The sequence below is a fragment of the Streptomyces nigra genome (assembly GCF_003074055.1).
Taxonomy (GTDB): domain Bacteria; phylum Actinomycetota; class Actinomycetes; order Streptomycetales; family Streptomycetaceae; genus Streptomyces; species Streptomyces nigra.
The window spans coordinates 6,937,151-6,950,763 of sequence record NZ_CP029043.1 but is presented as its reverse complement, the minus strand read 5'-3'; the positions used below and the strand labels follow the sequence as shown (position 1 = coordinate 6,950,763).

Below are 13,613 nucleotides of genomic sequence, written 5' to 3'. Positions count from 1 at the left end.
GCCCCGGTCCGGGTCAGAAGATCAGGATCAGGGCGTAGACGAGGAAGAACGCGGCGATCAGGGCCGTGCCGAGGAGGATCAGGGTCAGGGGGGCCTTGGCCCACCCGGTGGGCGGGTTGTGGGTCTCCCGGGGGCCCGCTCCGGACATGCTGCTCTCCGCGGGCGGGGTCTCGCCGGGCGGTACCGAGCCGCCCGGTTCGAGGCCGGTGGTGCGCTCGGGTTCCGGGTCGGGGTTGGGGGGCCGGCCCGGCTCTGGGTTCGGTTGGGGGGTCGCGTGTGTCATGCCCTCCGGGTTCCCCCATGCGGCCGAGATCACCGAACGACGTCAATTGTCAGATCAGGGCACCGCGCGCTCCCGGCTGGGCTAGATTCGGGCGACGCCGATAACAGAACTCATCGGTGGTGTCACACCCGGTACATACCAGGAGCAGCGCATGCGCGACCTCGGCCTCGCTCCCCCGCCCGTTCGCCCGCTGACTGGAGGGCTCGCCGACAGCCTCTTCGAGACGGCCGCCGCCGATCCCACGCTCCCGTTGCTCGCGCGCCGCCCCCACCCCTCCTCCTCCGTATGGGAGGAGGTGACCGCCGTGGAGGTGCGCGACGAGGTCACGGCTGTCGCCAAGGGCCTGATCGCGTCCGGGATCTCGCCGGGCCACCGGGTGGCCGTGATGGCCCGCACCCGCTACGAGTGGACGGTGTTCAGCTACGCGCTGTGGGCGGTGGGCGCCGAGGTGGTGCCGATCTATCCGACGTCGTCACGCGACCAGGTCGAGTGGATCCTCCGGGACGCCGAGTGCGTGGCCGTGGTGGTCGAGGACGAGCAGGCGATCATGACGGTCGGGTCGGTGTGCGGGACGCTGCCCCGGCTGCGGCATGTGTGGCAGCTGGACGCCGGCGGGCTCCAGCAACTGGTCGAGGCGGGCGAGTTCGTGCCGTTCGCGACGGTCGAGTCGCTGCGCCGGATCGTGCTGCCGGACTCCACCGCGGCGATCATGTACACCTCCGGCACGACGGGCCGCCCGCTGGGCTGCGCGCTCAGCCACCGGGGTCTCGCGAGCCCCTGCGACACGCTCCTCGCGGGCTGGGGCCACACGGTCGTGCCGCCCGGCGAGCGGCAGGGCTCGGTCCTCGCCTTTCTGCCGTTCTCCCATGTGTACGGGCTGCTGGTGCAGGGGCTGTGCATCCGCGGCGGGCTGCTGATGGGGCACGAGCCGGATCTCAGCGGGGAGGCGCTCGCCTCGGCGCTGCGGACGTTCCGCCCGACGTACTTCACGGCCGTCCCGTCGATCTTCGAGAAGATCTACAAGAACTTCCTGCGCACGGCGCAGCAGTCCGGCCGGGGCGCGCTGTTCGAGCGGGCCGCGGACACCGCGCGGGACTTCGCGGCGGCGCTGGAGCGCCACCGGCTGGGTGGCGGGCCCGGTCCCGGCTTCGATCTACGGCTGCAGCACGCCCTGTACGAGCGGACGGTGTACCGCAAGCTGCGGGAGGCGCTGGGCGGACGGATCTGCCGGGCGACGTCCGGCGGCTCCCCCCTCAACCGTGAACTGTCCCTGTTCTACGAGGGCATCGGCATCTATGTGAACGACGGCTACGGCCTGACCGAGACCTGCGGCGGGGTGACCGCGCAGCCGCTGGGCCGGGAGATGTCGGGCACGGTGGGCCAGGCGCTGCCGGGCGTGGACATCAGGGTGGCCGACGACGGGGAGATCCTGGTGCGCGGGCCCTCGGTGTTCCAGGGCTACGTCAACAACGAGGCCGCGACACGGGGCGCGCTGCGCGGCGGCTGGCTGGCGACCGGGGACCTCGGACGGCTGGACTCCGACGGCTATCTGACGATCACAGGCCGCAAGAAGGACGTCATCATCACGAGCAGCGGCAAGAGCGTCTCGCCGGCGCTCCTGGAGCAGCGGCTGCGGCAGCATCCGCTGGTCCACCAGGCCGTGGTGGTGGGTGACAACCGGCCCTGTATCGGGGCGCTGATCACCCTGGACCCGGAGTTCCTGGCGTTCTGGCGGGACTCCCTGGCGGCCCGCAGCGACGCGCGGGCCCGCGAGGCACGGGAGGAGAACGCGCTGCGGGAGGAGATCGGCCGGGCGGTGGCCGCCGCCAACAGCGCGGTGTCGCGCCCGGAGTCGATCCGGGTGTTCCGGGTGCTGCCGGAGCCGTTCGACGTGGCCAGCGGGCTTCTGACGCCGTCGATGAAGCTGCGCCGGGACGCGATCGTGCGGCACTACGAGGCGCAGATCGACGCGATGTACCAGGCGCGGTCGCGGATGCCCCGGGAGCATCTGTCGGACGACGTGGCGCACTGGGACGAGGGGGACAGCGTCTTCGGCTGAGTCCCGGTGGGCACGGGTTCACTCGCCCGTGGTCAGCCGGACGACGCCGGACCGCTCGCCGAGGACGAAGGCGCGGACGCGGTAGGCCGCGCCGCGCTCGCCCGGCAGCGGGAGGAAGTCGGTGGCCTCGGTGTCCGGGGCGAGCACGGCGACCGGGTCGTACCGGTCTCCGTCCCTGGGGCGCAGTTCCAGCAGGTAGCCGTCCTCGCCGCGTGCGCGGTCGGTCCAGGTGAGGTGCTGGGCGCCGTCCGGTCCCGGGGTCCGCTGAGGCCGGGTGGTGGGGCCCGTGTAGGGACGCAGCCGGTAGTGGAAGGTGGTGTGCGGCAGCAGGTCGGGGTGGCGGTAGGTGGTCACCTGCGGGGCCAGGTACTGGAGCACCGTCCAGGGACCGGCCTCCTCGGTGGCGAACTCCAGGACGTGGCCGGCGGCGCCGGGCCGGGTGTCCCGCCAGCGCAGGTCGACGTCGGTGGGGGTGGTGAGGGCGCCGGTCAGGGACAGGGCCGGGGGTGCGCCGGCGGAGCAGGCCGGCAGCGCCAGGATCAGCGCCGCCGGCACCGCGACGAGCCTTCCTCTCATACGGCGGCCGCTACTTGCGCCAGAAGCGGATGTTGCTCCACTCCACGGTGGCGGTGCCGTTGCCGCTGTTGGTGCGGTAGGCGCCGAACTTGTCGTAGAAGCTGCCGCCGGGGCTGGCGTAGGTGTGCTTGAGGGAGCCGTTGATGTAGGTGCGGTGCTGGGAGCCGACCTGGTGGACGGTGTTGACCCGGACGGTCGCGCCGACGGTCCCGGCGTTCGACAGGGTGGTGCCGCCGTGGACGGCGTACAGACGGCCGCCGCGTTCGACGGCGAGCATGAAGTACGGGCCGGAGGCGGATTCGTGGAACGTCTGCTTGAGGCTGATCCGGGTGCCGTTCAGGCCCGTGATGCGGAAGTAGCCCTCGAACTGGCGGGTGCCTCCGGTGTAGGTGGCGTAGCGGCGTTCAGCCCGTTGGTCGCCGCTCGCGGTGGAGCAGGTGAGCCGGAAGGTCAGGCCGTCGATCTGCCCGCAGCCCCGCTCCTGCTCGGTGAAGGTCGGTGACACGGACTGCCAGCCGCCGGGTTCGACCTCCGCGGCGGCGGGTGGTGCGGTGAGCAGCGCCGTGGCGCAGAGCGCGGGGGCGACGGCGAGGGTGAGGGTGCGCAGGCGTGGGAGCATCCTGCCTCCTGTCCGGGGTGGGGGGTGACCGCTCGGTCATGAGTGTGAACAGCGGTCCCGTATTTGGACGAGTGCTTCGGAAGGTAGGTCCGGACCAACGGACCGTCAAGAGGCCGCGCACGCACGTCTTTGCCGTCCGGACCGGTGTAGGCGGGAGCGAGCCGGGGCACAGTGGGCGGCGACGCGTTCATCTGCCTGCCGCGCCCGGCTGGCGGAAGACCCCGTGGCGCGATGGGATCGAGGCGTGCGAAGCAGCGATTCAGGGGCAGGCGAACGACATCGAGGCAGACCGCCTGGAGCCGCAGAAGGGATGATCAGCGTGACACGACCCAGGATCCTGGTGGTTGGCGCGGGCTTCGCGGGAGTCGGATGCGTGCGCCGGCTCGAACGCAGGCTCTCCCCCGACGAGGCCGAGATCACCTTGGTGACCCCGTCCTCCTTCCAGCTCTATCTGCCGCTGCTGCCCCAGGTGGCGTCCGGTGTACTGACCCCGCAGTCCATCGCCCTGTCCCTGCGCCGCAGCCGCAGGTACCGCACCCGGATCATCCCGGGCGGCGCCATCGGCGTGGACCTCGCGGCCAAGGTGTGCGTCGTACGCACCATCACCGACCGCATCGTCAACGAGCCGTACGACTACATCGTGCTGGCGCCCGGCAGTGTCACCCGCACCTTCGACATCCCGGGGCTCGTCGACCACGGGTTCGGGATGAAGACGCTGGCGGAGGCCGCCTATCTGCGCGACCACGTCATCTCGCAGCTCGACCTCGCCGACGCCTGCCAGGACCCCGCCGAGCGGGCCGCCCGGCTGCAGTTCGTCGTGGTCGGCGGCGGCTACGCCGGCACCGAGACCGCGGCCTGCCTGCAGATCCTCACTCACAACGCGGTCAAGCGGTATCCCCGGCTCGACCCGCGGCTGATCAAGTGGCATCTGATCGACATCGCGCCGAAGCTGATGCCCGAACTCGGCGACAAACTGGGCCGGGACGCGCAGGAGATCCTGCGCCGGCGCGGCATCGAGATCTCCCTCGGCGTGTCCATCGCGAAGGCCGGACCCGAGGAGGTCACCTTCACCGACGGCCGGGTGGTGCCCACGCACACGCTGATCTGGACCGCCGGTGTCGTCGCCAGCCCGCTGATCGGCACGCTCGGCGCGGAGACCGTCCGCGGCCGGCTCGCGGTGAACGCCGAGATGCGGCTGCCCGGGCACGACGGTGTCTTCGCGCTCGGCGACGCCGCCGCGGTGCCGGACGTGGCGAAGGACGAGGAGGGCGCGGTGTGCCCGCCGACCGCCCAGCACGCCATGCGCCAGGGCAAGGTCGCCGCCGACAACGTCATCGCGTCGATGCGCGGTCAGTCGCTGCGGCCGTACGAGCACAAGGACCTCGGGCTGGTCGTCGACCTCGGCGGGTTCGACGGGGTGTCCAAGCCGCTCGGCGTCGAGCTGAAGGGGCTGCCCGCGGTGGTCGTGGCCCGCGGCTACCACTGGTCGGCGCTGCGCACCAACGTCGCCAAGGCCCGCGTCATGACGAACTGGCTGCTCAACGCCGTCGCCGGGGACGATTTCGTGCGCACCGGGTTCCAGGCGCGCCGGCCCGCCAAGCTGAAGGACTTCGAGTTCACCAACGCCTATCTGACGCCGGAGCAGCTCAAGAAGCAGGTCGCCGCGCAGGGCGGGGGTGGGACCGCCGACGAGCCGGCGTAGCGGGGCGGCCGGGGCGCGGCCGACGACGGACCAGCGAGGCGGGGAAGTGAGCGGGACGGCGTGAGGACAGCGGAGGAGACGGTCCGGACGCGACTGAGGGACCGTGTCGCGGCCTCGGACCCCGGTCTGCTGAGACTGGCGGCGGCCCTGCGGACGGTGGGGTCGATCGCGCTGGCCGTCACGGTGCTCGCGGTGCTCGGCACCGATCTGCCGCACCTGGTGACCGGGGCGCTGGTGGCGATGGTGTCCACCTTCGCCATCCGTGAGAAGCAGCGATCCGGACAGGCGGTGACCCTGGCCCTGGGGCTGCCGGTGGCGCTGGCGTCGATGACGCTGGCGTCGCTGCTGCACCACCGGGTGCTGGCAGGTGACCTGGTCTTCGTGCTGCTGATCTTCTGTGCCGTGTACGGGCGCAGATTCGGCGACCGGGGCACCGGGCTCGGCCTGATCGGCTTCCAGATGTACTTCGTGGCCCTCTTCGTCGGTGCCACGCCCGGTCAGCTGCCCGAGCTGTACACCTCGGTCGCGGTGGGCTTCGGGTGCAGTGCGCTGATGCGGTTCGCGGTGATCCCGGAGACGCCGGTCGGGGTGCTCGAACGGCTGCGGGCCGCCTTCCGGGCCCGGATGGCGCAACTGCTGGCCGCGCAGATCGAGCTGCTGGACGCCGGTCCCGAGGAGGCGGACCGGGCGCTGCGGCGGGTGCGCGAGGGCACCGCGCGGCTGCACGAGACCGCGCTGCTGATCCAGGGGCGGCTGTCGGACGGCACCGCCGACGAGGCGGTGGCCCGGCTGGTCCAGCGGCGGATCGCGGACGCGGAGATCGCCGCCGAGCGGCTGGGCCTGTCGCTGCTGCGGGCGCGCGGCGCCGAGCGGGTGGACACGCTGGCGCTGCATCTGCCGGGCGCGCCGGTGCCCTCGGGCGGCCGGCAGCCGGTGCGGGAGGAGGCGACGGAGACGCTGCGCCGCGACCTGGACGCGCTGCGGGTCCTCGTGCTGCGGCCGGTCGAGGCGGCCGGCGGGACGGGCGTGGCCCAGCTGCGCAACCGGCTCCTCGGCTACCGCGACGAGGAGAACGTGCCCGTGGCGTCCCCGGCCGTGCAGGACGCGTTCCGCGCCGTCGGCGAGACCGCGCGGGCGGTGCTCGGGCTGCGGATCGCGCTGGGCGGGGCACAGGACGAGTCGGACGACTCCCCGGCGACGGCGCGTTCACGGGAGGAGCTGGACGCGGAGGACGCCGTCCTCGACGCGGACGAGGAGGAGGCCAAGGAGGAGCCGACCGGGCTGGAGCGGCGCACCACCCGGGCCGCCGTGCAGGTCGCCGTGGGGTCGCTGCTGGCCATGGTCGGCGGGGAGCTGCTGTCCCGGGACCGCTGGTACTGGGCGGTGCTGACCTGCTGGATCGTGTTCCTCAACACCGCCTCCACGGGCGAGATCCTGGTCAAGGGCTCACGCCGGCTGCTCGGCACGGTGCTGGGGGTCCTGGCGGGCATCGTGCTGGCGGGTGCCGTCGGACACCACACGTGGACGGCGTTCGCGGTGGTGCTGCTCTGCGTGTTCGCGATGTTCTACTCGGCGCCCCTGTCGTACACGCTGTCGTCGTTCTTCGTGACGGCGGCGCTCGGGCTGCTCTACACGCTGCTGCACACCTACAGCCTGTCGGTGCTGGTGCTGCGGATCGGGGAGACGGCGCTGGGCGCGGTGTGCGGGGTGATCGCGGCCGCGTTCGTGCTGCCGGTGCAGACGGACCGGCGGACCAACGACCTGCTCGCCACGGTGCTGCGCCGGCTCCGCGAGGTCACCGACAGCGCCGTGGAGCAGCTCAGCGGCGGGCCTCCCGGGGAGCTGATGGACCAGGCCCGCGACCTGGACCAGGCGCTGGCCGATCTGCGGGCCGCCGTGCAGCCGCTGACACATCCGGCGACGCCGCTGCGGGCCCGCAAGGAGACGGCCCGCTATGTCGTCGCGCTGCTCGAGACGTGCGCGTACCACGCGCGCACCCTGGCCGCGACGGCCGAGCTGCTGCTCAGCCGTCCCTCGGTCGTGCCCGACCCCAGGCTGCGCGCCGCGACCGGCCGGATCGGGCGGAATCTGGAGGCGATCGCCGCGCATGTCACCGAGGAGCACGCGGACGCGGCGATCGAGACCGGTTCGAGCATCGCCTCGCTGCTGGGTCCGAGTACTCCGCTCCCGCCTGGTCGGGGCCGGGTCACCGACCATGTGCTGCGCCATCTGCAGCGCCTGGACGAGGCGGTGACCGGTCTGGCCCGTCCGCTGGACGTACCGGTGAAGGCGTCGGAGGGATGAGCGCATCGGGCTTTCGCTGGGTAGGCGGTGTGCATGACCGATGTCGTGGACTCAGACGAACTGTTGCGGCGGATGCAGCGTGCCCGGGCGTGGGCCCGGCAGGAGGAGCGGACGTGGCGGGGGCGGAGCGAGCATCTGCGCGCCACCGACCCGGAGGGGGCGCGGGACGCCGCGGTACGGACGCTGACGTACGAGGCGGTGCTCACCGTGCTGGACGAGATCCTGACTCCGGGAAAGCACGCGGAGCAGCCGTGAGAGCGGGAGCCGAGTGAAACGGGTCACGTACCCCGGTCTCGATTTCCGAGACGCCGAAGAAATGGTTTACGGTTCATCCATACGTGGTCACGGGGTCGACCGCATCCGTCCCCCGTGAACCACCTCTGACAGCCCTGGCTGGCTTCCCCCGTCCAGCCAGGGCTTTTTCATGCCCTCGCACACGGTGCCCCAGGTCCGGGACCGGAAGGCCCGGCCGCCGAGGTGCCCACCGCCGCCGCAGCCGCTCCAATGGACGCAGGGAAACACCGGAATGCCGTTCGTCGGTGAGGAGCCCCTGCCATGACCAAAGCGATCAAACTGCTGACCGCCCTTCCGCCGCATCAGCGTGAGCGCCTGATGGCGCTGGCCCGGGAGACGTCCTTCGCGGAGGACACCCGGATCTTCGAGGCGGGCGGCACGGCCGACCGCTTCTGGGTCATCCGCTCGGGGGCCGTCACCCTGGACCAGAAGGTGTCGCACCTGCAGCGGATCACCGTGGCCAGCCTGGGCGCCGGCGACCTGCTGGGCTGGTCGTGGCTGTTCCCGCCGTACCGGTGGGACTTCGGCGCGGAGGCCTTCAGCCCGGTGCGCGCCTACGAGTTCGAGGCCGCGGCGGTGCTGCGGCTGTGCGACGAGGACACGGCGCTCGGGCTGACCCTGGTGCGGTACGTCGCCGAGATCCTCGCGCACCGTCTGGAGATGACCCGCGGGCAGCTCATGGAGCGGCACGCCCTGGCGCGGCGCAGCCTGTACTGAGCGTCAGACGCGGTAGCGGCGCAGCGCCGGCACCGCCGCGGCCAGGCCCAGCATGAGGAGGACGACCAGGAGGCCGCCGCCCGCCGTCGCGGCGCGCGGGCCGAACGCCGAGCCCGCCGTGCCGTGCAGGACGTCGGCCAGACGCGGGCCGCCCGCGACGACGACCGTGAAGACGCCCTGCATCCGTCCGCGCATCTCGTCGCTGGCGGCGGACAGCAGGATGGCCCCGCGGAACACCATGGACACCATGTCGGCGACCCCGGCCAGGGCGAGGAACACGACCGCGAGCCACAGGCTCCCGCTGAGCCCGAAGCCGGTGACGGCGACACCCCACGCGACGACCGAGCCGATCACCATCCAGCCGTGCCGGCGGGCCCGGGAGAAGGTGCCGGAGAACAGCCCGCCGGCCACCGCGCCGATCGGGATGGCCGCGAACAGCAGCCCGAGGGCGAGCCCTTCGCCGTACGAGCCGTATGTCTCGCTCGCGAGCTGCGGGAACAGCGCGCGGGGCATGCCGAAGACCATCGCGATGATGTCGGCGAGGAAGGACAGCAGCAGCACCTTGTGCAGCGAGATGTACCTGAAGCCCTCGGCGATCTCCCGGACCCCTGCGCGGCGTCTGACCGCGGCGGCCAGGGGCGGTAGCGCGGGCAGCCGGTACACCGCCCACACCGTGACGCACAGCGCCAGGGCGTCGAGGAGATACAGCTCGGGCAGGCCGACGACGGGGATCAGCACGCCGGCCAGCAGGGGTCCGACGACCTGGCCGGTCTGCATGACGGTCGAGCCGAGGGCGTTGGCGGCGGCCAGCTCGTCCTCCGGCACCAGCCGGGCGATCGAGGCGTTGCGAGCCGGGGAGTTGAGTCCCCAGAAGGCCTGCTGGAGCGCGAGCAGGACCATCAGCACCGCGACCGACTCCAGCCCGGCGGCGGCCTGGAGCCAGAACAGCACCGAGGTCACGGCTATCCCGATGTTGGTGATCAGCAGCAGCCGGCGCCGGTCCATGCTGTCCGCGATGGCGCCGCCCCACAGCGCGAACACCGTGAGCGGCACCAGCCCGGCCAGGCTCGCGGCGCCCACCCAGGCCGAGGAGCCGGTGATGTCGTAGACCTGCTTGGGCACGGCGACCGCGGTGAGCTGGCTGCCGACGGCCGTGACGATGGTCGAGGTCCACAGCCGCCGGTAGGCGGGGCGGCGCAGCGGCCGGGTGTCCATGGCCCAGCGGCGCCAGCCGCGGGGTGCGGCCGGGGCCTCGGAGGGTTCCTTCTCCTGCGGTGCGGTACTGCTCTCGCTGGTGTCCACGGGGTCCCTGGATGCTCGCTACATCTTTCTCGTCCGGGGATCACTATCGCAGCACCGGCCGGGCGGTCGGACGGGCGTCTCAGGTTCCGGCGATCAGGGAGGCGCCGAGGGCGATCATGGTGACGGCGATCACCGCGTCCAGCACCCGCCAGGCGCCCGGCCTCGCGAGGTGGCGGCTCAGCAGGCGGGCGCCGAAGCCGAGCGCGGCGAACCAGCACAGGCTGGCGACGGCGGCGCCGAGGCCGAACGTCCAGCGCAGCGGGCCCCGGTCGGCGGCGATGGTGCCGAGCAGGAAGACGGTGTCGAGGTAGACGTGCGGGTTGAGCCAGGTCATGGCGAGGCAGGTGAGCACCGCCCGCCGTCGTGAGCCCGCCGTGTCGCCGTCGGTGACGAGGGCGCCGGCCGGGCGCAGCACACGGCGGGCGGCCAGGACGCCGTAGCCGAGCAGGAACACCCCGCCGACCCAGGCGACCGCAGTCAGCACCCCGGGCCACGCCACGACCACCGCGCCGACGCCCGCCACGCCGAGGGTGATCAGGACCGCGTCGGACAGGGCGCAGATGCCGACGACGGCGAGGACCGCGTCACGGCGGACGCCCTGGCGCAGGACGAAGGCGTTCTGCGCGCCGATGGCGACGATCAGGGAGAGGCCGGTGCCGAATCCGGCGACGGCGGTGGTCAGGGCGCTTGTCATGCCGTCGACGGTAGGCAGACGATCTCCTGGCGTACAGCTAAAGATTCTTACGTATCCTTAGCCGTCGTGAAGATGGAGCTGACCGAGCTGCCGCTCGACCAGGTGCGGACCCTGCTGGCGGTGGTGGACGAGGGCACGTTCGACGCGGCCGCCGCCGCCCTGCATGTGACGCCGTCGGCGGTGAGCCAGCGGGTCAAGGCGCTGGAGCAGCGCACCGGGCGGGTGCTGCTGGTGCGGACCAAACCGGTGCGGCCGACCGAGTCGGGCCAGGTCGTCGTCAGGTTCGCCCGCCAGCTGGCCCGGCTGGAGCGCGACGCGCGGGCCGAGCTGGGCATGGACGGGACCGCCGAGGCGACGCGGGTGTCCATCGCGGTCAACGCGGACTCGCTGGCCACCTGGTTCCTGCCCGCCCTGACCCGGGTGCGCGAGGAGCCGCCGCTCTGCTTCGAGCTGCGCCGCGAGGACGAGAGCCGGACGGCGACCCTGCTGCGGGAGGGCCTGGTGATGGCCGCGGTGACCTCCTCGGCCGAGCCCGTCGCGGGCTGCTCCGTGCGGGCGCTGGGCCGGATGCGCTATCTGGCCGCCGCGAGCCCGGAGTTCACCGAGCGGTATCTGACCGGGCCACTGGCTCAGGCGCTGGCGCGGGCTCCCGTGATGACCTTCGACCGCAGCGACGACCTGCAGGACGCCTTCGTACGCGGGCTGCGGGACGGTGGCGCCGCGCACGCGGGGCCCACGCGGCACCGGATGCCGACCTCGGAGGGGTTCCTGACGGCCGTGCTCGCGGGACTCGGCTGGGGCCTGATCCCCGAGGTGCAGGCCGAGCCGCTGGTGGCGGAGGGGCGCCTGATCTCCCTGGCGCCGGACCGGCCGGTGGACGTCCCGCTGTACTGGCAGCAGTGGAAGCTGCACTCGCCCGCGCTGGTCACGGTGACGGAGGCGGTGCTGGACGCGGCGCGCGAGGCGCTGATCTAGGCGATGTGACAGGCGGCGAGGCGAGCCTCGGCCGCCTCCAGCAGCAGTTCCAGGGCCGTCGGATAGGCGCTGGTCACCATCTGCCGGGCCAGCAGCGGCGCCGCCTCGGCGATCCGGGGATGCGTCGAGCGGGGCAGCCGGGCGTACGTCGAACGCCACTTCTCCTCGTCGGCGCGCAGCGACGCGCTCGGCAGGGTCAGGGACGCCGCGTCCAGCGCGGCGAAGGCCAGCGTCTGGTCGATGAAGGCGTGGTAGAGGCGCACGGTGTCGGGCAGCGGGAACCCGGCGGTGCGCAGGATGTCCAGCACGGTCTCGTCGGCGGCGAGTTCGTTGGCCCGGCCCGTGACCCGGCTGGTGGTCAGCACGGCGGCGTGCGGGTGGGCGACGTATGCGGCGTGGATGCGGGTGCCGACGGCCCGCAGGTCGGCACGCCACTCCCCCGTGGGCTCCCAGCCCTCCAGCGCGCGGCCGATCAGGGCGTCCCCGATGGCCAGGGTCAGATCGTCCATGCCCCGGAAGTAGCGGTACAGCGTGCTCGGGTCGGCGTCCAGGGCCAGGCCGAGCCGGCGGGCGGTCAGTCCGGCGCTGCCGTGCTCGGCGAGCATCCGCAGCGCCGTGTCGACTATGAGGCCCTCCGACAGCACCGTGCCGCTCTTGGTGGGGCGACGCCTGCGCCGCTTCTCCTCCGGTACGACCGGTTTGGGCATGGCGTCCTCCATCCTTATGCCAACGGCATTGACCTTACGTGCCGGGGCGGCGTTGTATCCCACCCGGGGCCCCACCACGTCGTCCACCGTCAGTCGAGGGAGTCTTGTCATGCGTGTACTGCTCGTGGGAGCCGGCGGAGTGGGTACCGCCATCACCCGGATCGCCGCCCGGCGTCCCTTCTTCGAGGCGATGGTCGTCGCCGACTACGACCCGGCGCGCGCCGAGGCCGCCGTCGCCGCGCTCGACGGCGACGCCCGCTTCAGCGCCGAGCGCGTCGACGCGAGCGACGAGCCGGCCGTGGCCGCCCTGCTGGAGCGGCACTCCTGCGACGTGCTGCTCAACGCCACCGACCCGCGTTTCGTGATGCCGCTGTTCCAGGCCGCGCGCACCGCCGGGGCCACCTATGTCGACATGGCGATGTCGCTGTCGAAGCCGCACCCCGAGCGCCCGTACGAGGAGTGCGGCGTCAAGCTCGGGGACGCCCAGTTCGAGCAGGCGGCGGACTGGGAGAAGGCGGGCGCCCTCGCCCTGGTCGGCATGGGCGTGGAGCCCGGCCTGTCGGACGTGTTCGCCCGGTACGCGGCCGACGAACTCTTCGACGAGATCGACGAGATCGGGGTGCGCGACGGCGCGAACCTCACCGTCGAGGGCTATGACTTCGCGCCCTCCTTCAGCATCTGGACCACCATCGAGGAGTGCCTCAACCCGCCGGTCGTCTACGAGAAGGACCGCGGCTGGTTCACCACGGCGCCGTTCAGCGAGCCCGAGGTGTTCGACTTCCCGGAGGGCATCGGCCCGGTGGAGTGCGTGAACGTCGAGCACGAGGAGGTGCTGCTCATGCCGCGCTGGGTCGACGCGCGCCGGGTCACCTTCAAGTACGGGCTCGGCCAGGAGTTCATCGACACCCTGAAGACCCTGCATCGGCTGGGGCTCGACAGCACCGAGCCGGTGACCGTGCCGAGCGCCGACGGGCCGGTGCGGGTCTCCCCGCGGGACGTCGTGGCCGCCTGCCTGCCGGACCCGGCGACCCTGGGCGAGCGGATGCACGGCAAGACCTGCGCGGGCACCTGGGTGCGGGGCGTCAAGGACGGCAGGCCGCGCGAGGTGTACCTGTACCACGTGGTCGACAACCAGTGGTCGATGAGCGAGTACGGCTCCCAGGCCGTGGTGTGGCAGACGGCCGTCAACCCGGTCGTCGCCCTCGAACTCCTGGCCGGCGGCGCCTGGTCGGGGGCGGGCGTCCGGGGACCGGAGGCGTTCCCCGCCCGGCCGTTCCTGGATCTGCTCACCGAGTACGGCTCCCCGTGGGGCATGCGCGAACAGTGACCTGATTCCACGGGGTCCCGCCGGGTTTCACCGCGGGTCGACAGGCGACTCGAA

The 13,613-nt window shown here is 72.5% G+C and carries 13 protein-coding genes; 7 read left to right on the top strand and 6 right to left on the bottom strand.

The window, feature by feature from the left end; genetic code table 11:
- Positions 1 to 13 precede the first annotated feature (13 nt).
- Positions 14 to 283 carry a DUF6480 family protein gene (locus tag DC008_RS31990; RefSeq protein ID WP_108709978.1) on the bottom strand — a complete coding sequence of 90 codons (270 nt, stop codon included), beginning with the start codon at positions 281 to 283 and terminating at the stop codon, positions 14 to 16.
- Positions 284 to 434: 151 nt separating this feature from the next.
- On the opposite strand from DC008_RS31990, the gene DC008_RS31985 reads away from it, so the two are divergent.
- On the top strand, positions 435 to 2,342 hold the full coding sequence (locus tag DC008_RS31985; protein ID WP_108709977.1) for an AMP-dependent synthetase/ligase: 1,908 nt from the start codon (positions 435 to 437) through the stop codon (positions 2,340 to 2,342).
- 18 nt (positions 2,343 to 2,360) lie between these two features.
- On the opposite strand, the gene DC008_RS31980 is transcribed toward DC008_RS31985, so the two are convergent.
- Positions 2,361 to 2,918 carry a fibronectin type III domain-containing protein gene (locus DC008_RS31980; protein ID WP_108709976.1) on the bottom strand — a complete coding sequence of 186 codons (558 nt, stop codon included), beginning with the start codon at positions 2,916 to 2,918 and terminating at the stop codon, positions 2,361 to 2,363.
- Between the two features lie 10 nt (positions 2,919 to 2,928).
- Complete coding sequence (locus tag DC008_RS31975; RefSeq protein WP_108709975.1) at positions 2,929 to 3,537, bottom strand: hypothetical protein; 609 nt, start codon at positions 3,535 to 3,537, stop codon at positions 2,929 to 2,931.
- A gap of 310 nt (positions 3,538 to 3,847) precedes the next feature.
- Here DC008_RS31975 and DC008_RS31970 point away from each other — a divergent pair, with 310 nt between their 5' ends.
- The 4 genes from DC008_RS31970 (at position 3,848) to DC008_RS31955 (ending at position 8,554) form a co-directional block, all read left to right on the top strand.
- On the top strand, positions 3,848 to 5,239 hold the full coding sequence (locus DC008_RS31970) for an NAD(P)/FAD-dependent oxidoreductase (protein WP_164492403.1): 1,392 nt from the start codon (positions 3,848 to 3,850) through the stop codon (positions 5,237 to 5,239).
- Between the two features lie 60 nt (positions 5,240 to 5,299).
- The gene (locus tag DC008_RS31965) at positions 5,300 to 7,543 is read left to right on the top strand and encodes an FUSC family protein (protein WP_108709973.1); all 2,244 of its coding nucleotides are present in this window, start codon (positions 5,300 to 5,302) and stop codon (positions 7,541 to 7,543) included.
- Positions 7,544 to 7,576: 33 nt separating this feature from the next.
- A complete protein-coding gene (locus tag DC008_RS31960) occupies positions 7,577 to 7,798 on the top strand; it encodes a hypothetical protein (protein WP_108709972.1) in 222 nt (73 codons plus the stop codon).
- Positions 7,799 to 8,098: 300 nt separating this feature from the next.
- Positions 8,099 to 8,554 (top strand): cyclic nucleotide-binding domain-containing protein, encoded by a 456-nt coding sequence (locus tag DC008_RS31955; protein ID WP_108709971.1) that lies wholly within the window; start codon positions 8,099 to 8,101, stop codon positions 8,552 to 8,554.
- Between the two features lie 3 nt (positions 8,555 to 8,557).
- On the opposite strand, the gene DC008_RS31950 is transcribed toward DC008_RS31955, so the two are convergent.
- A complete protein-coding gene (locus tag DC008_RS31950; protein ID WP_108709970.1) occupies positions 8,558 to 9,856 on the bottom strand; it encodes an MFS transporter in 1,299 nt (432 codons plus the stop codon).
- Between the two features lie 79 nt (positions 9,857 to 9,935).
- Positions 9,936 to 10,550, bottom strand: coding sequence for a LysE/ArgO family amino acid transporter (locus tag DC008_RS31945; protein ID WP_055624392.1), 615 nt, complete (start codon positions 10,548 to 10,550; stop codon positions 9,936 to 9,938).
- A gap of 72 nt (positions 10,551 to 10,622) precedes the next feature.
- Between DC008_RS31945 and DC008_RS31940 the strand changes: the two genes are divergently transcribed.
- On the top strand, positions 10,623 to 11,525 hold the full coding sequence (locus DC008_RS31940; RefSeq protein ID WP_108709969.1) for a LysR family transcriptional regulator ArgP: 903 nt from the start codon (positions 10,623 to 10,625) through the stop codon (positions 11,523 to 11,525).
- Here the strand turns inward: DC008_RS31940 and DC008_RS31935 are convergent.
- A complete protein-coding gene (locus tag DC008_RS31935; protein ID WP_108709968.1) occupies positions 11,522 to 12,232 on the bottom strand; it encodes a TetR/AcrR family transcriptional regulator in 711 nt (236 codons plus the stop codon). The two genes, DC008_RS31940 and DC008_RS31935, sit on opposite strands and share 4 nt — an antisense overlap.
- Before the next feature lie 109 nt (positions 12,233 to 12,341).
- Here DC008_RS31935 and DC008_RS31930 point away from each other — a divergent pair, with 109 nt between their 5' ends.
- Positions 12,342 to 13,559, top strand: a complete 1,218-nt coding sequence (locus DC008_RS31930; RefSeq protein ID WP_108709967.1) for a saccharopine dehydrogenase family protein — start codon at positions 12,342 to 12,344, stop codon at positions 13,557 to 13,559.
- Positions 13,560 to 13,613 lie beyond the last annotated feature (54 nt).

What these genes read in the sequence shown, in the direction of transcription:
- DC008_RS31990 (WP_108709978.1), bottom strand. Translation starts at nt 283, where the DNA reads ATGACACACGCGACCCCCCAACCGAACCCAGAGCCGGGCCGGCCCCCC.
- DC008_RS31985 (WP_108709977.1), top strand. Translation starts at nt 435, where the DNA reads ATGCGCGACCTCGGCCTCGCTCCCCCGCCCGTTCGCCCGCTGACTGGA.
- DC008_RS31980 (WP_108709976.1), bottom strand. Translation starts at nt 2,918, where the DNA reads ATGAGAGGAAGGCTCGTCGCGGTGCCGGCGGCGCTGATCCTGGCGCTG.
- DC008_RS31975 (WP_108709975.1), bottom strand. Translation starts at nt 3,537, where the DNA reads ATGCTCCCACGCCTGCGCACCCTCACCCTCGCCGTCGCCCCCGCGCTC.
- DC008_RS31970 (WP_164492403.1), top strand. Translation starts at nt 3,848, where the DNA reads ATGATCAGCGTGACACGACCCAGGATCCTGGTGGTTGGCGCGGGCTTC.
- DC008_RS31960 (WP_108709972.1), top strand. Translation starts at nt 7,577, where the DNA reads ATGACCGATGTCGTGGACTCAGACGAACTGTTGCGGCGGATGCAGCGT.
- DC008_RS31955 (WP_108709971.1), top strand. Translation starts at nt 8,099, where the DNA reads ATGACCAAAGCGATCAAACTGCTGACCGCCCTTCCGCCGCATCAGCGT.
- DC008_RS31945 (WP_055624392.1), bottom strand. Translation starts at nt 10,550, where the DNA reads ATGACAAGCGCCCTGACCACCGCCGTCGCCGGATTCGGCACCGGCCTC.
- DC008_RS31940 (WP_108709969.1), top strand. Translation starts at nt 10,623, where the DNA reads ATGGAGCTGACCGAGCTGCCGCTCGACCAGGTGCGGACCCTGCTGGCG.
- DC008_RS31935 (WP_108709968.1), bottom strand. Translation starts at nt 12,232, where the DNA reads ATGCCCAAACCGGTCGTACCGGAGGAGAAGCGGCGCAGGCGTCGCCCC.
- DC008_RS31930 (WP_108709967.1), top strand. Translation starts at nt 12,342, where the DNA reads ATGCGTGTACTGCTCGTGGGAGCCGGCGGAGTGGGTACCGCCATCACC.